We start from the raw sequence: 25,244 nt of genomic DNA on the forward strand, positions 1-25,244 counted from the left end.
TTTTTGCTTAAGAAGGACAAATTTTAATCTTCTTCTGTATTAATTCTCAACTTTCACAATTGCCATTTTCCCATTGTATGGCTTAGTTCCTTTTGTCTCTAGTGCTTTTGTAGCTTCTGACAAACCGTCAAATTTCTCGTAATAGATGTAGTACTTACTTGTAGTTACATTATAAAAGAAATTAACATCTGTACGTCCGGCTGCAACTGCTTTAGCCAGGAACTGATCGCGCTTTTCGACACTGCTGTGAACCGCAATAATTAAATAATATCCACCATCAGCATTTTTAATATTTTTGATAATCTGCATATTTGACTGGTCTTCACCAAAATCAAAATCGCTTGCTGTCAAAGGTGTACTGCTTAATTTTGTTGTTTCCTTAATACGTTTAAGAGCGGCAACGTCCTGCGCATATCGACCCTGATCATTCTCATAAGCCGCACGCTTAATTCTACGTTTTTTCTCGATTTCAGTCTCGGCTTTAATACGTTCCAAATTAGAAAGTAATGTAGCACTATCCTGTTCCATTTTTAATTGCGCTGCTTTTAACTCATTTATCTTTTCAAGATAAGCTTTGTTTAAAGCATCATTTTTATTCGGGAATTTTTTAAGCCTTTCATTGTATAAATTAGTCAACTTGGCAATTTCATCTTTCTGTGCTTTATTTACTTCAGCAAGTTGAGATTTTAAAGCTTCTAGTTGGCTGTTTTCAGCCGCCACACTTTTAAAAGGTTTTGGCTCTTTATAAATTCCTTTTTCACTTAAATCATTCTCTTCTCTTAAGTCATTTAAGTCTCTTTGCTTACTCGCTACTGTAGAGTTAAACTGAGATAATAAATCCTTTTGTATTTTACTCGCACTTTCAATAGATTGAGATAAATTGTCGATTGCTTTTGCGGTATCATCTTTTGTAGCTGAAGCTGCTTTTGCTAATGCATCTGCAGCAAGTTTAGCCTGAAGTGCTTCTGCATCGGCTTTCGCTTTGGCATCGGCAAGTAATTTTGCTTCACGTGCTTCTTCTGCTAATCTTAGCTGTCTTGTTTCTTCCTCCGCTTTTAATTTCTCCGTAGCTTCTGCATCCGCTTTAGCTCTTTGATCTGCCAGTAACTTAGCTTGTGCAGCTTCCATATCCGCTTTTGCTTTGGCATCAGCAGCTTGTTTTGCCACTAAAGCTTCTGCATCGGCTTTAGCTTTGGCATCGGCAGCTAATTTTGCTTGAAGTGCTATAGCATCGGCTTTCGCTTTGGCATCAGCAGCTTGTTTTGCTTGTAGGGCTTCTGCATCAGCTTTGGCTTTAGCATCGGCGGCTAATTTGGCCTGAAACGCTTCTGCGTCGGCTTTCGCTTTGGCATCTGCGGCTTGTTTTGCTTGTAGGGCTTCTGCATCAGCTTTGGCCTTAGCATCAGCAGCTAACTTCGCCTGAAGTGCCTGAGCGTCGGCTTTTGCTTTAGCGTCGGCTTTTGCTTTAGCGTCAGCAGCTAATTTTGCTTGTAAAGCTTCTGCGTCAGCTTTGGCTTTAGCATCGGCAGCTTGTTTTGCCAGAAGTGCTTCCGCGTCGGCTTTGGCTTTCGCGTCAGCAGCTAACTTCGCCTGAAGCGCTAGAGCATCGGCTTTCGCTTTAGCGTCTGCAGCTTGTTTTATTTGTAAAGCTTCTGCGTCGGCTTTTGCCTTAGCATCAGTAGCTAGTTTGGCCAAACGTGCCTCTTCAGCTTCTTGTAATTGTTTCGCTTCTGCGTCAGCTTTTGCTTTGGCAGTTGCTTCAGCATCGGCTTTTACTCTTGCATCAGCAATTAATTTTGCTTGTAAAGCTTCCATATCGGCTTTTGCTTTGGCATCGGCAGCTAGTTTTGCTTGTAAGGCTTCTGCATCAGCTTTGGCTTTGGCATCGGCAGCTAATTTTGCTTGTAAAGCTTCTGCATCGGCTTTCGCTTTAGCATCAGCAGCTAACTTCGCCTGAAGTGCCTGAGCATCAGCTTTGGCTTTGGCATCGGCAGCTAGTTTTGCTTGTAAGGCTTCTGCATCAGCTTTGGCTTTGGCATCGGCAGCTAATTTTGCTTGTAAGGCTTCTGCATCAGCTTTAGCTTTGGCATCGGCAGCTAATTTTGCTTGTAAGGCTTCTGCATCGGCTTTCGCTTTGGCATCAGCAGCTAATTTTGCTTGTAAGGCTTCTGCATCAGCTTTCGCTTTGGCATCAGCAGCAATTCTAGCTTGTCTAGCCTCCTGATCCGCTTTTGCTTTTGCATCAGCAGCTAGTTTCTCTTTTAAAGCAGCTTCTTCGGCAGCTTTAGCTTTTGCATCAGCAGCCAGTTTCGCTTTATTAGCAGCGTCTATACTTGCTTTTGTTTTGGCGGCAGCGGCAGCGGCAGCTTTTGCTTCTGCAGCCAGTCTCGCCTGAAGTGCATCTGAATCTGCCTTAGCTTTAGCATCTGCAGCTAAAATAGATTGTAGATCAGCAGCTTCTGCTTTCGCTTTGGCATCGGCTTTACGTTTCGCTTCTGCAGCATCCGCTTTCGCTTTCGCATCAGCAGCTAATTTCAGTTGTAAAGCTTCTGCATCAGCTTTGGCTTTATCTGCTGCTAATTTAGCTTTCGCAGCAGCTTCAGCGTCGGCTTTGACTTTATCAGCAGCCAATTGCGCCTGTGTTTTTTGTGGTGCTGGCTTATTGGCAGCAGCCGTTTTTGCTTTGGCAGCAGCTTCTGCATCAGCTTTCGCTTTAGCATCAGCAGCTAATTTCAATTTCATCGCTTCGGCGTCGGCTTTTGCTTTATCAGCAGCCAATTGCGCCTGCGTTTTTTGTGGTGCCGGTTTATTTGCAGCAACTGTTTTTGCTTTGGCAGCAGCTGCAGCATCTGCTTTCGCTTTAGTATCCGCAGCTAATCTGATTCTCAATGCTTCGGCATCAGCTTTGGCTTTATCAGCAGCCAATTGTGCCTGTGTTTTTTGTGGCTCAGGTTTATTAGCGACAGCTGTTTTTGCTTTTGCAGCGGCAACGGCATCTGCTTTAGCTTTCGCATCGGCAGCTAACTTAATTTTCAATGCTTCTGCATCAGCTTTGGCTTTCGTATCTGCCAGTAATCTTGCTTTTGCAGCGGCTTCGGCATCGGCTTTTACTTTCTCTGCAGCAGCAAGTCTCACTTTCAGTGCCTCAGCATCTGCTTTCGCTTTAGCTTCGGCGGCTAATTGTGCTTTTGCGGCTCCGTCTACTCTGGTTACAGGGGCAGTTGTTGGCTTAGCCATTACAGGTTTTGGTTTAGCAGGTTCTATTAAAGCCCCCTCTTCGTCATCACCATAGTAATAGTTTTTATTTTTAAATTTATAAGCTATAGTAAATTCATGAGAACCTCCCATATTGGTGAAATTCCCCATTCCTTTTTCATAATTGTACTCAAATGCAATACTAGAAGAAATATTAAATCCAAGACCCGCAGAAATACCATATAAAGTATTGTATCCGGCTTGTGCCCAAACTCCTTTTGGAATTGCGATCATAGCAAGTCCTGAGATTACTGTTTTGTCTTTTTTAACCTCCGTTTTTAAAATTCCTGAGAATTTACTTCTGTCAAAAAAACCATAACTATCAATGTAACCGGTATACATTGCATGCAATTCGATAGCTCTTTCCGGATCCTCTTTTACGATTCCGGATCCAAAATTGTAAAGAATCAAATTGTTTACAGATACCCCAAAATCAAGAAAAGCGGTTCCGTAATTTACTCCGGGATTAACGGTCAATAAAGTATTAGACGGGTAATCACCGTTTAGGATATTCGGATCATCTGAAATGATTTTTCCTGTGTTTAAACTACTTTGGTAAACACCAACGTTCATACCAAAAGTTAAGTTACTGTCCTGTTCTAAAACGATGTTATGCGCAAAGTTTCCGATTCCTCCAAAAACAGTCATTACACCATAATTTTGTTGAAAAAGGCCAAAAGCAAAGGCTTCATTTTCTCTAAAACGGCCTGAGTAATTGGCTAAATAAGTGTTCGGTGCGTTTTCAAACTGCACCCATTGTCTTTTATTATAAAAACTGGCATAAGCATTTGTTTCACGAACAAAGCTAAAGGCAGGGTTAATTAAGTATCTGTTAAACTTTAAAGAATTTCTGATGGGTAACGAAAACGAAACAACTCCACCCTCAGAAGTAGCCTGAGAATAGAGTGTATTTGAAAAACCGTAAAATAAAGTTATGAATAGTAAAATTTTCTTCATATTATCTTATTACAGTTATTGATCCTTTTTTTTCACCTGTGTCGGATTGAATGACATAGTAATATACTGGATTAACATTTTTAAAATCTTTTATAAAAGAGTTGACTTGCGGGTCATAATTACTGCCTAAACCATCAAACATAATTTCGCCATTAGAGCTTAATATCATTATTTTGGTCTGGGCTGTTTTATATACCTCAGGAATATTCCAATACGGATTCTGAAGACTAACTACATTAGGAATTACTGTAGCCGGAGCTGTGGGGCCGATAACTTTAAAAGCCAATTCTTTGGTAGAAACACATCCCGAAACCTGAGAAATTACTACTTTATAGTTTCCTTTAGCAGTAACCAAATAAGAGCTCGAAGTAGCGTCTTTAATTTCTGCGTCGTTTAAATACCATTTGTAAATTGGACTAGTCGCATCTGTCGTAACAGTTGCAGTTACACTTTCTCCCTCTTCCAACTTAAACTGATCTGCTACATCTATAGAAGCATTAAAACCGCTAGCTGCGAGATTTATACTTCCTGTTGCATTACATCCTCCAAAATCTACCTGAACGGTATAAACTCCGGAATCTTTTGCATTTACTGTACGGGTATCACCACCAAAAGCAGCGCCATCTTTTTTCCATACGTAATGATTTCCTTTAGAAGCAGTTAAAACAGTACCTTCTGTAGTTGCACAAAATGGATTTCCTAAGCTTGAAGTAATCACAACTCCACTACCTGATGCAGAACTTGTAACTGCAACCAAATTTGAACTAATATTAGGCTCAGTACATCCACCATATTCGACCAAAGCATAATATTCACCTGCAGAACTAACAACTAATGCAGTACCAATTTGTCCTGAAATAACAACACCATCTTTAAACCATCTGTATTTTAAAACTGGATAATTTAAAGGAGATGATTCTATAACAGTTGGTGTATCGTTGTCTATAGAAATGGTTAAATTACTCCCTGCGCATATTGTAGCATTGGTAGCTTTTCCATTAATAGAAAACGTTGACTCATAAACTTTGTAATAAGCTGGAAAAGATGTAACCCCCAAAGAATTTTTAAATCTTGGGCTAACAGCACCTGTAGAACTTTTAATTCTTAATCCGTAAGTATCGGATCCTACCAGAGTAACCGGAACAGCAAATTTTATAGTTTGTTGTGTCGGAGAAACGTCAATAGGACTTCCCAACAAAGTTGTTGCGATTGGAGAATTTGAACTATCTAAAAGTTCCACTGCAAATGTGGTTCCCACTGGAAAATTTACATAACTAAATGTCGCATAAAATTCATTAAATGACTTACCTGCGCATAGTTTTTCAAGCCCATCAAGAGGCTGTGGAACTATTGTCTGCGCATGGATATTCGGTTTACAAAAGAATAAAATGCTAAATAATAGAAAAAGATTGGTAAAATTTGGGGTAATTTTTCGAATCATATAGTGCGTGTTCTTGCTAAATCTATGTCTTCAAAAAACAGGATATCAATAAATGTTTCAGAAAAATCGTACTTATAGTTCTCGATAATATCTTTTGCAAGAATTGAAAAAGAACCAGTTAAAAATCGATTTTCTTTGTTACACTCTGAATTCTGATCTTTCATATCAATTGCCATAGAAAGGCTATCCTTGGGGATGGATAGCCCTGCTAATAACTGATTAGAATTATCTAATTTGCCAGTACTTAATTGTCCGGCATTTTTTATATTTTGATTCTCACACCCTATCTTTTTAGTCGTAGCATCAATAGAAATTGTAGGTCGTTCTATTGTATTTTGAGCATATAGACTAAGCAAAATAGGGGAAACCAAAAATATTATATATATAAAATATTTTTTTCTAGATGGAGCCATTATGTTTTGATCTTTATTTGTCCGGTATTAAGACGAATACATAAATTGTGTCTGGGGACTTTATTAATAAAATTTACGCTGAAATAAAAATCGAAATCTATTTTATCTGTTGCTGCTAGACGCTGTAATTTTTCCTAATTGTAATCTGAAATCCGGTTTCTTAGCATTGAAAATATCGATGAACGTCTCTCTGTTATTACTTTGAGAATATACATTGAAAAACACGCTATTTCCATACCAGCTCTCTAAATCTTCATTGTTTGAATTGTACTCTGTAAAGATATTTCCGTTACATAGGTTGAAGTACATTTCTTCAAATTTGATTTTCTTAAGATTAGCATCATTAATTTCTGTTTTACTATCTAATAAAACAGCAGGATTAAATCCGGAGATCACACTACGCTTCATTTCAAGTGAAGCATTTTCAGCCACATATACAGCTTCTTTTACTAAACCAGACTGAATATCAGCTTTAATATTTTCACTGTCATTAAGCATTGTAATGTTAGTTGCAACAACTAAAGTTTGTTTTTTAGTAAAATCTGTTTCACTTTTCTTTTCGAATGATTTTACTTCCATACAACGAGATCCGTCTTTATTACTTGATAAATATGAAGATCTTACCGCTAATGAATTGTATAAACGACATTGAGCACCTTGAGTAAACTTGTAATCGTCGTTGATTGATTTGTAAGAAACAAACTTAGTAGCGTTTACATCACCTCCAAAAAAGGCAAAAGAGTCACCACCAGAATAACTTACCATAATGTTTTCAAGTATTGTTTTAGATCCAACACCTGCAACTGTTAAACCGTTGAAAGTATCTACTCCTTTTACTTTTTTACCTGCGAATTCGATTCTTACGAATCTCAAAATCCCTGAATTTGCAGCAGCATTATCACCACCATAAGTTGTCAAAGTAGGATCAAGATCTAAATTGTAAGAACTAACATTTCCAAATTTATTGATTGGAGCATCACCAAGAATTACAATTCCACCCCAGTCTCCAGCTTTTTTCTGGCTGCGGTTTGAAGTAAATACAATTGGGTCTGTTTCTAGACCATCGGCAACAAGTTGAGCACCTTTTGTAACTACCAGTGTTCCTTTTGTTTCAAAATCACCAATAATTAAAGTTCCAGGTTCGATTGTTAAAACAGCATTGTTAGTAACATAAACATTGCCTTGTAGTACATAAATATTCCTTTTCAGCAATTTAGTATTAACAGAAATATTTCCTGCTAAAATTTGGTTTGCTTCTCCATACTCTACTTTGTTAGGCTTAAATTCGGTCCAGTTGTTCAACCAATTGTTGTAGCCCATAATTCCTTTCTCTTGCTGAGCACTCATACTGGTAACTGTCAAAAGAACGCAAATCATTTGAGTAATTTTTTTCATGATAAGGGGGTATTAGGGTTAATAATAAATTTGGGTATGCGTAAATGAAAAAACTCATCTCGAGTTTTCTGATTATAGTCAGAACCTTTCGAGAGAGTTGTTTTTTATCTCTTTTTTTTAAATGTTGACATAAATTGAACTCATCTACGTAAACACTCTCAAAAAAGTTTTAAAAAATAATATTTTATTACATATCGTTCAATTCGTTGAACTCGTGTAAAGATTTCAATGTGCTTTCGTAGAATAAAATCGCTGCGACTAAGTTTCCTTTATCAGAATACGGCATCATTTTTCTTTGAAATTCTACTGTTGTATCTAAAAATGTTGTAGTACCTATGGCCTGACCATCTAATACTTTTTTGTGTTCGTTGTCATCCGGAATACCTAAGTCTGCCATTGTAACTCCCGGTTTTGTTACTAAAGCAATATAAGGAAGAGTTTTTACTAAAACTTTAATACGCTCGATGTATAGTTCCAAAAGTTCTCCTTTTTGCATACCACTCAATTCTTTTTGATCATGGTATTTGCGAATAATCGCAGTTGTACTTATTATACTTCTCGGAGCATTTTTAGCTTGGGCCGAAATGGCACCAGTTGTCATAAAAAAAAGTGCACTTAATAAAATAATTTTCCCTTTCATAGCTTCTTAGTTTATAATTGGTTGTTCATAAAAACAAAAATATAGAAATTAACTTAAACTGCAACTTTATTGATTTCTTTTTTCAAAAAAAAAGCTTAAAAAAAGCTTAAAAACCAGCCTTATGTCGAGAAAATGTGCGTTTTAACGGAGTTTTTGTTAAAATTAACCCAATCACATCAGGTAAGATATTAGCCATAAAAAACAAACCTACCGCATAATTAATAATCAAAAAAAGCTTCCGTTAATCGTTTATCGCGAAAAACTATTAACAAAAAACCCTTAATATCTCCACATATTGACATGTTTATTAACAAAAGTTAGTCAACAAACCGCAAAAAACAGAGCTGAAATCTTCATGAACGTCAAAAATGCGACTGGATTAATAAACTTTTGAGCTAAAATTTTTGACTATATCATTTTCTTCTATCTTTGCTTCATGCAATTTTCTCAAATTTTAGGTCAAGACTACATCAAAAGTCACTTGATAAAAAGTGCAGCTTCCGGACGAATTCCGCACGCGCAATTATTCATTGGGCCGGAAGGAAGTGGTACATTATCAACGGCAATTGCTTACGCACAATATATTTTATGCAACAATACGGGAGATGAAAACTCGAATGGAAATGATTCCTGTAATTTAAAGTTTCAAAACATCTCTCATCCTGATCTGCATTTTATTTATCCAACAGTAACCACCGAGGACGTAAAAACAAAACCCAAAAGTTTAGATTTTATTCAGGACTGGCGTACTTTTATTCAGGAGATGCCTTATGGAGGTTTATTTGACTGGTATAAAATACTGGGTGTTCAAAACAAACAAGGAGAAATTCGTGTTGAAGATGCACAGGAAGTTTTAAAATCACTTTCGCTAAAATCATACGAAGGCGGTTACAAAATTATGATTATCTGGATGGCCGATAAAATGAACATCGCTGCCTCCAACAAACTTCTGAAACTACTGGAAGAACCTTCAGATAAAACCATTTTTATTCTGATTTCCGAAAACGAAGAAGACATCATTCAAACCATACGTTCCCGTTGTCAGGTAATTCATTTTAATGGACTTCCCGAAAAAGTAATTGCAGAAGCTTTAGTTACTAAAGAAAATACCGACGAAAAATTAGCCTTTAAAATTGCGCATCAGGCACAGGGAAATTTCAGCAAAGCCTTACATCTTTTAAAAGAAGACGATTCTGAATATCCTTTCGAACAATGGTTTGTTAATTGGGTACGCGCCGCTTTTAGAGCAAAAGGAAATGCAGCAGCCATTCAGGATTTGATATCCTGGAGCGAAGAAATTGCAGCTCTTGGACGTGAAAGCCAGAAAAAATTCATCCAGTTTTGTATCGAAATGTTTCGTCAGGCACTATTGCTCAATTATCAGGCTCCCACTCTCGTTTACATTGAACCGAAAGTAGATAAATTCAAACTCGAAAATTTTGCACCTTTTGTAAACGGAAACAATATTCACGAAATTTTCAAAGAACTTTCAGATGCGATGTATCACATTGAAAGAAACGGAAATGCGAAAATAATTCTAACCGATTTATCTATAAAACTGACTCGTTTAATTCATAAAAAATAGTTTTCAAATGAATAATGTTGCCTCCATTTTGTTATTAGCCTTTTTAGCCTTAACATTCTTACAATCAGGATACGAGAAAATATTTTATTGGAAAGACAATGTCGAGTGGCTTAAAGGTCATTTTGCGAAAACAATACTAAAAAACCAGGTACCACTCGCCCTACTCCATCTCTTAATTTTAGAATTAATTTCAGGAATTTTGTGTGTTGTCGGAGCCATACAATTACTCACCAACAGCGGTCGTGAATTTGGTTTGTATGGCGCCATATTCTCATGTATCAGTTTATTAATGATGCTTTTCGGTCAACGATTAGCTAAAGATTACGATGGTGCAAGAACCATTGTTATATATTTTATTCCAGCTGTAATAGCTGTTTACTGGTTGAATTAATCAGCCTTAATTTTAAAAAGTAAGCCACAACTTTCACAAATTTAAAAGGTTTATTAACTGTTTTTAATCAGTGAAATCTACGGCAAAAAAATTATCAAAAAATGAATCCAAAACACCCATCAGAGTCCCTAACAATCTTAACCGATTTAGTTTTACCAAGTGAAACAAATCCATTAAACAACCTTTTTGGTGGCGAATTATTAGCCCGAATGGATCGCGCGGCAAGTATTGCTGCTCGTAGACATTCTCGCCGAATTGTAGTTACCGCCTCTGTAAATCACGTTGCTTTCAACCGAGCCATTTCGTTAGGAAGTGTTGTAACTGTAGAAGCAAAAGTTTCAAGATCTTTCAAAAGTTCGATGGAAGTTTTTATCGATGTCTGGGTAGAAGATCGTGAATCCGGAAGCAGAACAAAAGCGAATGAAGCCATTTATACATTTGTTGCCGTTGACGACACCGGAAGACCTGTTGAAGTTCCGCCAATTGTACCGGAAAGTGAACTTGAAATACAACGTTATGATGCTGCTTTGCGTCGTAAACAACTGAGTTTAGTACTCGCCGGAAAAATGAAGCCTTCCGATGCTACAGAATTAAAGGCTTTATTTTTATAGTCGAAATTTGTGACAATTTGGAACAATTTGAGAGAATCAAACTTCGAAAAAAAGAACTAATTTTACAAAATTACAAGCCTGATACAAATCTAAATCAGTAAGTTATCATTTCTGGTTTGTTTTTGAGAATAAATTATAAAAATTTACATGAAAGAAAAAGAAAAAAAAGAGATGAGTTCAGAGAAAGATGCCAAATTAAAAGCGCTACAACTTACGCTTGACAAACTAGATAAAACTTACGGAAAAGGTACCGTAATGAAAATGGGCGATAAAGCCATTGTAGAAGTAGAAACCATTTCTTCAGGCTCTCTTGGTGTAGATTTAGCCCTTGGAGTTAATGGTTACCCTAGAGGAAGAATAATAGAAATTTACGGTCCGGAATCGTCTGGAAAGACCACTTTAACGTTACACGCTATTGCTGAAGCTCAAAAAGCTGGTGGAATTGCTGCTTTTATTGATGCTGAGCACGCTTTTGATAGAAATTATGCTGAGAAATTAGGCGTAGATATTGAAAACCTAGTTATTTCGCAACCGGATAATGGAGAACAGGCTCTGGAAATTGCCGAAAACCTAATTCGTTCCGGAGCAATTGATATTGTTGTAATTGACTCCGTTGCAGCATTAACACCAAAAAGTGAAATCGAAGGCGAAATGGGAGATTCTAAAATGGGTCTTCACGCACGTTTGATGTCACAAGCGCTAAGAAAATTAACGGGAACGATCAGTAAAACAAACTGTACTGTTTTCTTCATCAACCAGTTGAGAGAGAAAATTGGTGTTATGTTTGGAAATCCTGAAACGACAACGGGTGGTAATGCCTTGAAATTCTATGCATCTGTGCGTATCGATATTCGTCGTTCTTCTCAAATTAAAGACGGTGAAAATGTTATCGGAAACAGAACTAAAGTTAAAATCGTTAAAAATAAAGTGGCTCCGCCATTTAAAACTGCCGAATTCGACATTATGTATGGTGAAGGAGTTTCTAAAACCGGTGAAATTCTTGATCTGGCGGTTGAATTTGAAATCGTTAAAAAAGCGGGATCATGGTTTAGCTACGGAGATACGAAATTAGGACAAGGTCGTGATGCCGTAAAAGCCTTAATTAAAGACAATCCGGAATTAGCAGACGAACTGGAAGTTAAAATTAAAGAACATATTAAAGATTTAGCAAACGCTTAATTTTAAAAAAGCACTCAAAATCAACACCTTATATACAGCCCGAAAGTTTTTTAGAAACTTTCGGGTTTTTTATTCAAAAAATACATCGTTTTTCACGCAACCATTCTAAAATCAGGCCATCTTAATAAAAGACATAAGATTTGATTAATGCCTAGCAATAAGCATTAACTCAAAGGTTTTTCTACAAATTTGGTTGGTTTGTTCAATAAAAATCCGTTAGTTTTTTGGTTCTAACGGGTTTTTATTCTTTTTTTCATTTTTTTTGCCTTCCAACGCAACCTTTTTCATTTTTTTCCCTCTATACTAGTATGACATTAACCGGAGTCCTAGTCAAACTCTTTAGTATCAACCATAAATATTTTTAACCATGAAAGAAAGAATAGAAGTGTTGTACAACAAAAACCGTAGAAAAACCAAATTGAAGTTTAAGAAAGTATTGCGTTTTATTTCAGAAAAAATAATTCATAGATAATCATTTTTGAATATTAAATGGGGAAATTTTAATTCAAAAGAAAACCCGACAACTTTAAAAGTTGTCGGGTTTTATCCTTAAAATGGTTTATGATTCTTTGTTCTTAAACTTCAATAAACCTTTATAAATTATCTGTCTTACCTGATCTCGAAGTTCTTTTCTATGATCCGATGTTAATCCTTTAGTTGCTACAAAAGGAAGCACCTTTACACGCATTCTCCCTGGACTTCCACTTAAAAAAGTATAGGAAAATCGCTCCTTGTTATCAGCAAAAACAATTGGAACAATAGGAATCTGGTGGTCTATCGCCAGACGAAAAGCGCCGTCTTTGAACTCATCCAGTAAAATAGATTCGTCATCAGGAACACCGCCTTCAGGAAAAATACAAATACTAAGTCCTTGATTAAGTCTGTTTTGTGCTCTTTTGAAAACTTCATTTTTACTTTTTGAAGAACTTCGATCCACCAAAATACAAGTTCTTTTATAGAAAAAACCAAACAGTGGAATCTTTGAAAGCTCCTTTTTTCCAACAAAAACAAACGGATTTCGAACTACAGCCAACATCAGCATAATATCTGTCATTGAAGTATGATTTGCTACAATCATATAGCTTTTATTTTTAACTAGCTTCTCTTCACGCTCGACTTTGTAATAAAAACCCATCCCAAAAAGGATAAATTTAGCCCAAATGCGAGCCATTTTAAAAAAATAGGGGTAACCCTTCTCCGACACAATAGAAACTAGCAAAAACGGCAACATAATCAATATCGGAATGGCCATTAAAATGTAAAACCATATACGCCACAAAACCCAAAAAACAACTTTTAATCCTTTCATGGTTTCAAATGTAAGAAAACAGAAATGAATTTAGATTTTTCGGTCATTAGTTTTTTAAAATGTTCTCTTTTATCTAAAATAAAACTTAAAATCAAGGAGATCTTGAATAAACTTTAGGGAGATTGCGAAAAACTTTACGAACTTTGCGGTTAAAGAAAATAAACTTACAATCTTTGCGATTAGAAGATTTAGAAAAAAAATAGAATGGCAAAAATACTTACTGGTGTTCAAAGTACTGGAACGCCACACTTAGGCAATTTATTGGGAGCAATTATTCCGGCAATCGAATTATCAAATAATCCGGCAAACGAATCTTTTTTGTTTATTGCTGATTTACATTCCATTACACAAATTAAAGATGGCAAAACGCTAAGAGAAAATACATACAGCACTGCAGCGGCATGGCTAGCCTGCGGTTTAAATCCTGATAAAGTAACATTCTACAGACAATCTGATGTGGTACAAACAACTGAATTAACATGGTATTTAAGTTGCTTTTTTCCATTTCAACGTTTGACTTTGGCACATTCATTTAAAGATAAAGCAGATCGTTTAGACGATGTTAATGCCGGGCTTTTTACCTATCCAATGTTAATGGCTGCTGATATTTTACTTTATGATGCAGAATTTGTTCCGGTTGGAAAAGATCAATTACAGCATTTAGAAATCACTCGTGATGTGGCTTCCCGTTTCAACCATCAAATGGGCGAAACGTTTGTAATACCCGAGGCCAAAATCCAGGAAGACGGTAAATTGATTCCGGGAACAAACGGTGGGAAAATGAGTAAATCAGCCAATAATCTGATCAATATTTTCCTTGACGATAAAACAATTCGCAAACAGGTAATGAGTATTGAAACGGATAGTACACCACTTGAAGAGCCTAAAAACCCGGACACTTGTAATGCTTTTGCAATTTATTCCTTACTGGGAACTGAAGCGCAAATCGCCGAAATGAGAGCAAACTATTTAGGAGGAAACTATGGTTATGGTCATGCCAAACAAGCTTTGTTTGAACTGATTATAGAAAAATTCAAAACCGAAAGGGAAAAATATACTTACTACATGAATAACCTTGAAGAAGTAGATGCATTATTAAAAAAAGGTGCCTCAAAAGCTTCTGTAATTGCTGATGGTGTTCTCGCAAAAGTTCGCGAAGTACTTGGATTTGGTAAATAAAATAAATTTTGAGCCCGATGTTTTTGAAATCTATCGGGTTCAAAATTAAAACTAAATTGCCTCAAACAATTTCCCCGGAAGAGGTCTGATTACTCCTTTCAACTCCATATTCAACAGTAAACCTGAAATTTTATAAATAGGGAAATCGCATTGCAACGCAATAATATCCAACAATTCTTTTCCATTCTTTAAAAGAAAATCATAGATCTTTTGTTCATCAAATTCCAGCTCAACAAACAACTGTTTCTGCACCGGTTTCACTTTATTATCAATATTCCAATTCAAAATATAAATTAAATCAGCAGCACTCGTTAATACGTTTGCTTTTTGGGTTTTAATAAGATCATTACAACCTTGGCTGTATTTGTCTGTAACTCGCCCGGGAACGGCAAAAACATCGCGATTGTAATCATTTGCCAGATTCGCCGTAATAAGCGAACCTCCCCTATCAGCAGATTCAATAACAATTGTAGCTTCAGTCATTCCAGCTACAATACGGTTTCTGCGAACGAAATTTTCTTTATCAGGATTTGATGTACTCCAGAATTCCGTCATAAAACCTCCGTTTTCTTCTATTTGAGCAATATACTTTTTATGTGATTTTGGATAAATCTGATTCAGTCCATGTGCCAGAACACCAATTGTCTGCAAGTTAAAATCCATTGCCCGTTGATGTGCCACAATATCAACACCATAGGCAAAACCACTAACGATTACGGGATCTAAAGGGGCCAATTCTTCTATTAACTTTCGACAAAACTCTGCTCCATACGAGGTAATCTGACGCGTACCCACGATACTAATTATTTTTTTGCTTTTTAAATTTATATTTCCACTAGAAAAAATCAAAACAGGAGAATCGATACAATGTTTTAAGCGCTCCGGATAATATCATCCTTAAAAAAAGACATCCTTACCCCATTAGATTTCATAAATTCCATTTCCTGATTCGCTTTTTCAAAAATAGATTTATCTTTAAAATTTTTCAAAAGAACTGATCCAACACCATCAATAGCAACCAATTGATTCGCTTTACTTTTAAAAACAGCCTCTGCACTACCGTAGTGATTAAGCAGCTTTTTTGCCATTATATCTCCAACACCTTCTACTTTTAACAAGGCTAATACATAAAATAAATCTTGATCTGACATAAATTGAATAAGGTTTAAAGGCGGCGACAAAAATCTTTTTAAAAAACAAATCTTAAAATAAATTCAAGAGCAGCAAAGATATAAATTAGAAGTAAATTCCTTCAAATATTATATATTAAAAGAAATTGCGAACCAATTAGTAAAACTTCAAAAAAACTTAACTACTTGAAAAATAATTATCTATAAAAATATCTCAATTGTTAATAAAAATTGTGAATAAAATTTTGATAACTATATTCGTTGCATAACTTTGTTACTATGAAAATCGAAAATTACATAGCACAGTTACTGTATCGTTATCAGTGTGTAACGGTTCCAGGGTTTGGAGCATTTTTAACAGAAATTCAATCGGCGCAGCTGAATGAAAGCACAAATTCATTCTTTCCACCGACAAAAATGATCTCTTTCAACAGTCATTTAAAAAACAATGATGGATTATTGGCCAATCATATCGCACAGGCTGAAAAAACTTCTTATGGTTTTGCCGTAAGCGCAATTGCTTTTGAAGTGGTGAGCTGGAAAAAAACCTTAGAAGAAAACGGTGTTGTAACACTTAAAAACATAGGTGAAATTCGTTTTAATGCTGATCAAAAAATGGTATTCACACCAAATGATCAAACCAATTTCCTAACGAGCTCTTTCGGACTTAGTCCGTTTGTTTCTCCGCTAGTGAAAAAAGAAAATTTTGAACGAAAAATTGAGGAAATTTCAGAAAAAGACTCAATTTCTTTATACGAAAATGAAGAAGAAAGAACTTCTAATCCTCTTTTAAAATATGCTGCAATACTGGTATTAGGCCTTGGAATTACCGGTAGTATTGGATATCCCTTATACCAAAACCAAATCGCTGCCCAAACACTTGTTGTTGAAAGTGCTGTTCAGAAAAAAGTCGAGAATAAAATACAAGAGGCAACTTTCTTTATTCAAAGCCCACTACCTGCCGTAACACTTTCTGTAGATTCTGCAAAAGTAGAAACGGTGGCCGAAAAAGCAATGCCATACCACATTATGGCGGGTGCGTATAGAAGCGAAAAAAATGCAAGAAAAGCTTACAATCAATTAGTTAAAGATGGTTACGAAGCCAGAATGTTAGGCGAAAACAAACACGGTTTATTTCCTGTTTTATACGGCAGTTATGCCACTATGGCCGAAGCCGAAAAGGCACAAAAAGAAATTCAAAAAGGAGAAAATCCAGATGCCTGGATTCTCGTTCAACCACTATAAAACTTAAAAAGCCTATTCAAATGAATGGGCTTTTTTTTACTTCATACTTATTTTCGCGTCCTGCGAAAGAACAATTTTTTTACCCTGATAAACAGTCAGCTTCGCCGGAGGTGAATTTTTCTCGCCCAAAACAATAATTGCGCACTCGTAAACATTACCATCCTTTCTAAACTCATACTGGTGATTTCCACCAATACCTTCCACAACCAAAACGCCACCATTGATCACTAAATCAGGCTTTTCAGTCATTTCCTTCTGAATCGACCATGAAGCATAACGATAGTTGTTATTTCCTAAATTATCAATTCTGATTTTAAATTTAGAAGTTTCCAGAATACAAATCGGAGTTTGAAAAAAAGCAATACTCGGATCCAGATTTTTCTTTTGCGTAGCAATCAATGATTTCCTTAGATCCAGCTCAAATTTCGATTGATAATTTACCGCAATCAGCTTCCCTTCAGTATCCAGCCAAATTTTGCCCTGATTGAACATTAGTCCTCTCAAACCCATATCTGACCAGCTTTTTACGGGATCAGACTTCACAATTTCATTTTTTAAAACCGCGTCGAATATCTCGGAATAACGCTTTAAAAAACCCGTTTTATCCTTGACATCTGCAATAGGATATTCACGCTTTAAAGGATAAACTACCCCATCAGCAAGTGCATCTTTGTTATCGCTTTTTATGTTTTCAATGAACTTTTTAACAAGTTTTTGATAATCAATGTTCGAATCCTGAGCAGAAATAAAACTGCTGCAAAAAATTAATATTATTAAAAATACACTTCTTCTTTTCATCTTAAATAATTTTAATTAATTAATAATCCGATAATTACAATCAAATATAAATAATTTATAACAGCTGTACTTAAATTTAAATTGGGCTATAAAACAAAAAATCCCATTCTCTCGAATAGGATTTTGTTTAACGTGGAACAATTTTAGCGTCCTGATTAAGAATTTCTCTTCCGTTTTGATAAATGGTTAAAGTAGCTGGTGCTGAATCTTTTGTACCCAAAACAGTAATATAACACTGGTAAAGAAAATTACCTTTTTTGAAATCGTAATGATTATTTCCGCCGGTTCCGTCATGAAACCATTTTCCGTTGGAAATAATTAAATCCGGTTTTTCGCTCATTGATTGTTTTATCGACCATGAAGCATATCTGTAATTATCATTTCCTAAATCATCAATTCGAACTCTGAATTTAGATGTTTCTATGATAATTTGTGGCTCTTTAAACTTAGTAATTGATGGGTGAAGTTTACTTTTTTCAGAAGCTATCGATTTACTTTTGATATCACTTTCAACTTTTGACTGATAAATAATCGAGAAAACTTTACCATCAGTATCCATCCATAAAGTTCCTTGATTTAGCATTATGCCACGCCAGCCCACTTCTGACCAGTCTTTTACAGGATTCGATTGTGAAATTTCAGTTTTCAGTTTAGTATCAAAAATTTCATCATATCTTTTTACAAATTCTGTTTTATTCTTGATAGACGGAATTGGATTCTCTCTTCTTAAAGGATATTTAATAGCCTCTGCAACAGCCTCTTTCCTATCATTTTTTATATTATCAATAAAATTTTTGACAAACTTTTGATATTCTGGTTTCAAGTCCTGCCCCGACATACTTTGAATCGTAATGCCTATGAATAGGATGTATAGCAACTTTTTCATGATTTCTATTTTACATAATGTTTTTATAATTGATTCCTAAATTTCATACGAATCTTCAGAATCAAATTTCAAACTCTGAAACTCTAATTTACAGAATCTGAAATCAATTTATACTGGCCTTAAACATTTTAAGTTCATCCCACGTAAATTCATCTCCATATTTTTCTTTTAACGGACTTAGTGATTCTTCCTGATAAAACTCAAAAGCTTCGCGCAAGGCCAGGATTTTATCATACGGTAAAACATCTGAAATCTCGACTTTTTTAGCCTGAATTAGTTTAACCAAGTGCATCTCTACGGTTTGCACTGTAAGTTTACGAATTCGGGCAATATCCTGAATTGAATTTTTCTCCAGCCACAAATCATGAGTTTCTTCGATGGTTGTTTTCTTTTCGGCCTTTGGTGCGCTTTTATCTAATTTGCGTGCCGTATAACGAACTGTAGGTTCTTCAGATTTAAAAATATCAGTGTTCGACATATTAAATTCCTCTCGGATCTTTGCAACCTTGTCTGATTTGTAGTTTTTAATCGCTGTAGACGACAATTTCTCTTTACAGATGGTTTGGCCTGCAACGACAATTTTTATAAGCAATTTGGCCTTCATTAAGCGCAAAACTGCTTTCGTTTGCAAATCATCCAGAAAAGCGAGCTCTTCGTAGAACTCTTTTACTTTTTTAAACTTCTGAATTTCGGCCATTTTATTCAAAAGATCCGTAACCAGTTTGTCCATTGGTTTAAAAAAATAATCATAAGCTGCCACTACCCTTTCCTGTACAAAAAAGAGATCGACAGTTTCTTTATTGAAAATTTTATTAAGCTGATGCACGAATTTTTGTGCAGGATCTGCCAGCGAATCTATTATTTCTAAACGTTTATGTGCCCACGCTGAATGTTTTGATTTTTCTGAAGCGACTGCATTTTCGTTATAACTAAAACGATGATTGCGCCATTCCTGAGCTAAATCGGCCCAATTAAAACTACTAATCAAATAGTTATGAATAAAATTTTTCGTTTCAAAATGCAAAGAATGTTTTAAAACTTCTTCTGTTGCTTTATTCAAAGCATAGTCCATCACATCCTGATCATTCGAAATCCCATTCATTTGCAGCGGAGACAGCAAAATAAGCCCATTTAAGGACGTTAAACGTGACAATGCTACATATGCTTGTCCGGGCAAAAAAACTTGCGATACATCGAGCGCAGCTTTCTCAAAAGTTAAACCCTGACTTTTATGTACTGTAATTGCCCATGCCAGCTTAAGTGGATAATGTGCAAATGTGCCCAAAACTTCTTCTTCAACTTCTTTGGTGAGATCGTTTACTTTGTATCGGATATTTTTCCATTCATACTTTTCAACTTCAATGGTTTTATCCTCCTCAGGAAAATGTATGAATATTTCTTCGGCCGAAAGTGATTTTACGACACCCATTTTTCCGTTGAAATAACGTTTTTCAAAAGACAAATCATTTTTAACAAACATAACCTGAGCGCCCACTTTGAGTTTCAAATTTTCCTCAACCGGAAAAATTTTCTCCGGAAAATCGCCCACAATAAACGGCTGATAAGCAAATTCATTTCCGGCTAAATCGCCAATTGCCTGTTCGTTAATCGAATCGGCTTTGACATTATGCGTGGTAAGTGTAATATATCCGGGATTATTTTTTAAGTCAAAATCAGGTTTCACATATTCGTTTAAAACCTGAATATCCTGAGGCGTAATCTGATTGTTTCTAAGATTATTCAAAACCGAAATAAAAGTATCATCTGACTGACGATAAATCTTTGATAATTCAATATATAACGGCGGATATTGCTGAATTACATGCGAATGAAAAAAGAATTTCCCTTTGTAATAATTGCGCAAAGTTCGCCATTCTTCATCTCTGATAACCGGCGGAAGCTGTAACAAATCGCCAATAAAAAGCACCTGAACACCTCCAAAAGCACGGGTATTTTTACGCACAGTCTGCATCATAAAATCAATTGCATCCAACAGATCAGCGCGTAACATACTGACTTCATCAATAATCAAAAGCTCCATATTCCTGATTACGTTACGCTTCACATTATTCATTTTAAAGTGTCGACGTAAAGTTTCCTTATTCTCAAATTTTACTGTTTCAGTAAACTGGGAAGCCTCTTCGTATGATGGAATAAAGGCTGAAAATGGCAACTGAAACATCGAGTGAATCGTAACACCACCAGCATTTAACGCTGCAATTCCCGTAGGAGCAACAACTACAGTATTTTTATGAGTTGTAGCAATGATTTCGCGCAAAAGCGTAGTTTTTCCTGTTCCTGCTTTACCAGTGAGGAAGATCGATTTTTGCGTTTGATTGATAAATTGTAAGGTGTAAGCAGCTGCTTCTGTAACGTTTTGCATTGGGCGTGTATTGAAAAACTAAAAGTATCGCATTTTTATAAAAGAAAAAACCTAAATCTTGACAGATTTAGGTTTTTAAATTTAGTTAGTTAGTTTGGTATTATTTTTTAGCAGCTTCTACTTCTTTTACTGCCGGTTTTTCTTCTGATTTTGGGCTCGATTTATACTTATCATTCAGAGCTTTAATGATATCTTTTGTAATATCATATTTTTCTTCAGCGTATAAAATTGAAGCAGCATCACCAGTACCGTAGATATAAGAGTAACCGTTTTTCTTACCGTAATCTTTGATGAATTTTTTAACTCCACTTACTAGAGAATCCATTTCAACACCACTTTCTTGTTGCAATTGTTGAGACAAAGCCTGTTGAGCATAACCCAATTGTTGTTCTCTTTTTTGTAACTCAGCACCTCTTTGTTGCGCCCAGGCCTGACCGTTCGCCTGTGCTTGACTTTGAAAATTAGCAGCGTCTTGTTTAAAACGTGTAATCTCAGCTTGTAGTTGTCTTCCTTTTTCTTCTGCTTGAGCTTTGTATTTTGCTTCAAGGTCTTTTGCTTCAGTGTACTCTTTCATTAAAACTGAAGTATCTACGTAAGCTGTTTTTACTTCCTTAACTTCTGCAGTTTTGCTACACGAAACGGCGAAAATTGAAAGTGCGATAATTACTAATGCTTTTTTCATTTTTTGAATTTCTATTTTTTTAATGTATTGGAGACAAAAATATAAAAAAATAAATAGCATCAACATAAAGTTTAAAAAATGCTATAATTTTATGATATTAGTTTTATTTATAGAGAGGAATTTTACCATAAAACATCACTATTGAAAGCGGCTTTCACAGCTTTTATTTAAGCTGTTTTCTAAAAAAAGACAACACAAACCTTCATCTTTCATTAGAAAACCCCTTAGATGCACTTATTTTGCTTTTTAAGCTAATTATAGGGATTAAATCCGCAGAAAACAGCCATCTTGACTGCTATTCGAAATTTGATCACAAATCAGAAAAAAAATGAAGTTATAAAAACTCATTTTTCAATTTTTGTATTCTTCGAACAAAACTTAAAGTAAAATTTGATTGGAAGCATTTTCTCAAATGCAAAAAAGAAATGGCTTCAAAAAAGAAAAACTTTTATTCTTTTTTAAGTCATTGTATTCAAAATTTAAAAAAACAAAATTTCAGAGCAAAATTTGAAAAAACGTGCCGTTTTTTATGACATTAGTTTTACTTATGGAGTCCCATTCTACTATAAAATATCACTATTAAAAGCGGCTTTCATAGCTTATATTTAAGGCGTTTTCTAAAAAAAGACGACACAAATCCTCTATTCGTTCTAAAAAACGCCTTAAATGCGCTTATTTTACGTTTTATTTGTTTTTCAAGACATAAATGTGCGATGAATACTCTTTTGTATTGCCCGCTTTTAAATTTGATCTTAATCCCACTAAAAAGGCATTGATATAATTCATTTTTCCGGTTTTGTATTTTTCGGATAACAAACTCACATAAAAAGAATCAAATTTCATTGGAAGCACTTTTTCCAATTTCATATCTACTTTTTCAAAAAGAGACTGAATCGCTTTTTTAGAAAAATGCCAGAAGTGAATTGGCACATCATAGGCTGCCCAAAATTCATTATAATATTTTGCATCATATGATTTGAAATTTGGAACCGCAACAATTAAAGTTCCAGTTGGTTTTAACAAACGCTTCAATTCCTGTATTTGCAATTCTAGATTTGGAACGTGTTCCAAAACGTGCCACATTGTAATTACGTCAAAAGAATTATTTTCAAGAGCATCAATTCCATTTACAAAAGAAATTCCTTTTTCTATCGCGATATTTTTTGCTCTATCACTTGGTTCTACTCCAACAGTTTCCCAACCGTCATTTTTTGCTGTTAATAAAAAATCTCCCGTTCCCGCACCAATATCTAAAATTCTTCCTTTTTGGGATTGCTCACCATTAATTAAATTCAGCTTATTTTTTAAAGCTATATTTTTTACAAAATGATATGCTTTTTCAAACAAGGATCTTTTATTGTCGGTATGAGAAATATAATCTTCACTTTCGTAATATTTCCCAAGATTTTCTAAATCGGGTTGTGGAGAAGTAATCAGCATATCTAAAGTTTCGTCATGATACAACTCAAAAATTTCTTTAGATACAGAATGGTCTTTTACAGTAAGAAAATGTTTTTTGTTTAAAACGTTCATTTTTAATTATAGGTTTTTAATAGAATTTGGCAACGTGCTTTTTTATTACATAACATGCGTTAATGCAACAAGTTTTATTTTATTAATTTGAAATGCATATGAACACATCTCATGAGATTATTTAGAATTATTTTTTTCATTCAGCAATAGCATCAAGGTTTAGTGAAATAGTTTCACGTGGAACAAATTTCTTTTTTTAGACTTCCATTTCTAACAACAAGATTTGGAATAAACTTCAAGTCTCAAACAAAGAAAATCTGAAACAAAGAAAGACGCACTTCTAGTACGTCTCTAATTTTCTATCTTCCCATGTAAATCAATAATACCGAAATATCACTAGGAGAAACTCCGCTTATTCTCGAAGCCTGCGAAATTGTAACAGGACGAATCTTGCTTAACTTTTGCTTCGCTTCTATTGACATTGATTTTATTTTTTCATAATCAAAATTCTCAGGGATTTTCACTTCTTCCAAACGAGTAAGCTTATCAGCATTATTTCTTTCCTTTTCGATATAACCTGAATATTTAACCTGTATCTCTGCTTGCTCTAAAATTTCCTGATCCAAATCATTCTCTTCTATATATGTTTTTACTTTTTCAAATTTCAGCATATCCTCCAAATCAATTTGTGGACGAGAGAAAACTTTAAACATTTTATCGCCTTGTGAAATTGGAGCTGTTTCCTTAGCTTCCAAAATCGGATTTGTTTCAGCAACCGAAACGCTCGTTTCTCTAAAGAAAGCAACCATTTTTTCAGATTCGTTTAACTTCTTCTCCATTCGGCGCAAACGCTTTTCAGAAGCAAGACCAATTTCGTGTGACATTGGTGTTAATCTAAAATCGGCATTATCCTGACGCAACAAAGTTCTGTACTCAGCTCTTGATGTAAACATTCGATAAGGTTCTTCCGTTCCTTTCGTAATCAAGTCATCAATCAAAACTCCAATATAAGCTTCATCACGTTTCAAAATCAACGGTGCTTTTTCATGTACTTTCAAATGCGCATTTATTCCGGCCATTAAACCCTGAGAAGCCGCTTCTTCATATCCTGTTGTTCCGTTAATTTGTCCGGCAAAATATAAACCTTCAACTAACTTTGTTTCCAAAGTATGTTTCAATTGTGTTGGTGGGAAATAATCATATTCGATTGCATAACCCGGACGGAAGAATTTCACATTTTCAAAACCGGCTACAGAACGCAATGCTTTAAACTGAATATCCTCCGGAAGTGAAGTCGAAAATCCGTTCACATAAACCTCGCAGGTATTCCACCCTTCCGGTTCCACAAATAATTGATGACGCTCCTTATCTGCAAACCGATTAATCTTATCTTCTATCGAAGGGCAATATCTTGGACCAAGACTTTTGATTCTCCCGTTGAACATTGGCGAACGATCAAAACCTTCTCTCAAAATATCATGAACATTCAATGATGTGTACGTCATGTAGCAAGATCTTTGATTTGTTAGCGGAACGGTTAAATCCGAATAAGAAAACTTATCCGGTTTCACATCTCCTTTTTCTTCGTTCATTTTCGAATAATCCAAAGAACGTCCATCAACTCGTGGTGGCGTTCCTGTTTTCATTCTTCCTGCTTCAAATCCAGCCTGAACTAAATCTTCGGTAATTCCTGTTGCAGCACTTTCACCTGCTCTTCCTCCACCAAACTGTTTTTCTCCAATATGAATCAAACCGTTTAAAAAAGTTCCGTTTGTCAACACAACCGATTTAGATCGGATCTCAACTCCTAGCGAAGTTTTGATTCCTTTTATCTTTCCATTCTCAATAATCAAACCTTTCACCATCTCCTGGTAGAAATCCAAATTTGGAGTTCCCTCCAACATCATTCTCCATTCTTCTGCAAAACGCATTCGATCACTTTGAACTCTTGGAGACCACATTGCTGGTCCCTTCGATTTATTCAACATCTTAAACTGAATTGCAGTTCGGTCAGAAACAATTCCTGAGTATCCGCCCAACGCATCAATTTCACGCACAATCTGTCCTTTTGCAATTCCACCCATAGCCGGATTACAAGACATCTGTGCAATGTTCTGCAAACTCATGGTCACCAATAAAGTTTTGGATCCTAAATTTGCTGCCGCTGCCGCGGCCTCAGAACCTGCATGACCAGCACCGACTACAATAACATCGTATTCTTCTAAAAACATTTCTTTTTACTATTCTCTGGAAACCGTTTAAGGCGGTCCTCAGAATTAATTTTTACATTCT

General features: G+C 35.5%; 18 protein-coding genes and 1 pseudogene. 6 read left to right on the plus strand and 13 right to left on the minus strand.

What is annotated here, in order from left to right:
• Positions 1-39: 39 nt before the first annotated feature.
• From AC3IS6_RS05030 to AC3IS6_RS05050, 5 genes are all read right to left on the minus strand, one after another.
• Positions 40-4,212, minus strand: coding sequence for a PorP/SprF family type IX secretion system membrane protein (locus AC3IS6_RS05030; protein ID WP_489163951.1), 4,173 nt, complete (start codon positions 4,210-4,212; stop codon positions 40-42).
• A 1-nt stretch (position 4,213) separates the two neighbouring features.
• Positions 4,214-5,653, minus strand: coding sequence for a gliding motility protein SprC (gene sprC / locus AC3IS6_RS05035; protein ID WP_489163952.1), 1,440 nt, complete (start codon positions 5,651-5,653; stop codon positions 4,214-4,216).
• Complete coding sequence (locus tag AC3IS6_RS05040) at positions 5,650-6,066, minus strand: hypothetical protein (protein ID WP_489163953.1); 417 nt, start codon at positions 6,064-6,066, stop codon at positions 5,650-5,652. Before AC3IS6_RS05040 ends, sprC begins: the two co-directional genes overlap by 4 nt.
• A gap of 102 nt (positions 6,067-6,168) precedes the next feature.
• Complete coding sequence (locus tag AC3IS6_RS05045) at positions 6,169-7,461, minus strand: hypothetical protein (protein WP_173964514.1); 1,293 nt, start codon at positions 7,459-7,461, stop codon at positions 6,169-6,171.
• Positions 7,462-7,648: 187 nt separating this feature from the next.
• Entirely contained in the window at positions 7,649-8,101 is a 453-nt protein-coding gene (locus AC3IS6_RS05050) for a hypothetical protein (RefSeq protein WP_489163954.1), read from the minus strand.
• A 436-nt stretch (positions 8,102-8,537) separates the two neighbouring features.
• Here AC3IS6_RS05050 and AC3IS6_RS05055 point away from each other — a divergent pair, with 436 nt between their 5' ends.
• The 4 genes from AC3IS6_RS05055 to recA all read left to right on the plus strand — a co-directional run bounded on the left by AC3IS6_RS05055 (position 8,538) and on the right by recA (position 11,867).
• Complete coding sequence (locus AC3IS6_RS05055; protein WP_489163955.1) at positions 8,538-9,686, plus strand: DNA polymerase III subunit; 1,149 nt, start codon at positions 8,538-8,540, stop codon at positions 9,684-9,686.
• Positions 9,687-9,693: 7 nt separating this feature from the next.
• On the plus strand, positions 9,694-10,077 hold the full coding sequence (locus AC3IS6_RS05060) for a DoxX family protein (RefSeq protein ID WP_489163956.1): 384 nt from the start codon (positions 9,694-9,696) through the stop codon (positions 10,075-10,077).
• A 101-nt stretch (positions 10,078-10,178) separates the two neighbouring features.
• Positions 10,179-10,688 carry an acyl-CoA thioesterase gene (locus AC3IS6_RS05065; RefSeq protein WP_489163957.1) on the plus strand — a complete coding sequence of 170 codons (510 nt, stop codon included), beginning with the start codon at positions 10,179-10,181 and terminating at the stop codon, positions 10,686-10,688.
• Positions 10,689-10,859: 171 nt separating this feature from the next.
• Entirely contained in the window at positions 10,860-11,867 is a 1,008-nt protein-coding gene (gene recA / locus AC3IS6_RS05070; RefSeq protein ID WP_489164912.1) for a recombinase RecA, read from the plus strand.
• Between the two features lie 559 nt (positions 11,868-12,426).
• On the opposite strand, the gene AC3IS6_RS05075 is transcribed toward recA, so the two are convergent.
• Entirely contained in the window at positions 12,427-13,176 is a 750-nt protein-coding gene (locus AC3IS6_RS05075) for a lysophospholipid acyltransferase family protein (RefSeq protein WP_489163958.1), read from the minus strand.
• A 204-nt stretch (positions 13,177-13,380) separates the two neighbouring features.
• Between AC3IS6_RS05075 and trpS the strand changes: the two genes are divergently transcribed.
• Positions 13,381-14,355 (plus strand): tryptophan--tRNA ligase, encoded by a 975-nt coding sequence (gene trpS, locus AC3IS6_RS05080; protein ID WP_281922968.1) that lies wholly within the window; start codon positions 13,381-13,383, stop codon positions 14,353-14,355.
• Positions 14,356-14,406: 51 nt separating this feature from the next.
• Here the strand turns inward: trpS and dprA are convergent.
• Positions 14,407-15,506 (minus strand): annotated as a pseudogene (dprA, locus tag AC3IS6_RS05085) (DNA-processing protein DprA).
• 258 nt (positions 15,507-15,764) lie between these two features.
• Between dprA and AC3IS6_RS05090 the strand changes: the two are divergent.
• Positions 15,765-16,730 (plus strand): HU domain-containing protein, encoded by a 966-nt coding sequence (locus AC3IS6_RS05090; protein ID WP_489163959.1) that lies wholly within the window; start codon positions 15,765-15,767, stop codon positions 16,728-16,730.
• Between the two features lie 36 nt (positions 16,731-16,766).
• Here the strand turns inward: AC3IS6_RS05090 and AC3IS6_RS05095 are convergent, their stop codons facing one another.
• The 6 genes from AC3IS6_RS05095 to mnmG form a co-directional block, all read right to left on the minus strand.
• On the minus strand, positions 16,767-17,528 hold the full coding sequence (locus AC3IS6_RS05095) for a hypothetical protein (protein WP_489163960.1): 762 nt from the start codon (positions 17,526-17,528) through the stop codon (positions 16,767-16,769).
• Positions 17,529-17,655: 127 nt separating this feature from the next.
• On the minus strand, positions 17,656-18,414 hold the full coding sequence (locus tag AC3IS6_RS05100) for a hypothetical protein (RefSeq protein WP_489163961.1): 759 nt from the start codon (positions 18,412-18,414) through the stop codon (positions 17,656-17,658).
• Between the two features lie 103 nt (positions 18,415-18,517).
• Positions 18,518-20,797 carry a helix-turn-helix domain-containing protein gene (locus AC3IS6_RS05105; protein ID WP_489163962.1) on the minus strand — a complete coding sequence of 760 codons (2,280 nt, stop codon included), beginning with the start codon at positions 20,795-20,797 and terminating at the stop codon, positions 18,518-18,520.
• Positions 20,798-20,897: 100 nt separating this feature from the next.
• A complete protein-coding gene (locus tag AC3IS6_RS05110) occupies positions 20,898-21,479 on the minus strand; it encodes an OmpH/Skp family outer membrane protein (protein ID WP_173964526.1) in 582 nt (193 codons plus the stop codon).
• 684 nt (positions 21,480-22,163) lie between these two features.
• Positions 22,164-23,012, minus strand: coding sequence for a class I SAM-dependent methyltransferase (locus AC3IS6_RS05115; protein WP_489163963.1), 849 nt, complete (start codon positions 23,010-23,012; stop codon positions 22,164-22,166).
• Between the two features lie 299 nt (positions 23,013-23,311).
• Positions 23,312-25,183, minus strand: coding sequence for a tRNA uridine-5-carboxymethylaminomethyl(34) synthesis enzyme MnmG (gene mnmG / locus AC3IS6_RS05120; protein ID WP_489163964.1), 1,872 nt, complete (start codon positions 25,181-25,183; stop codon positions 23,312-23,314).
• Positions 25,184-25,244: the final 61 nt, after the last annotated feature.

This window comes from Flavobacterium sp. KH_035, assembly GCF_057839565.1.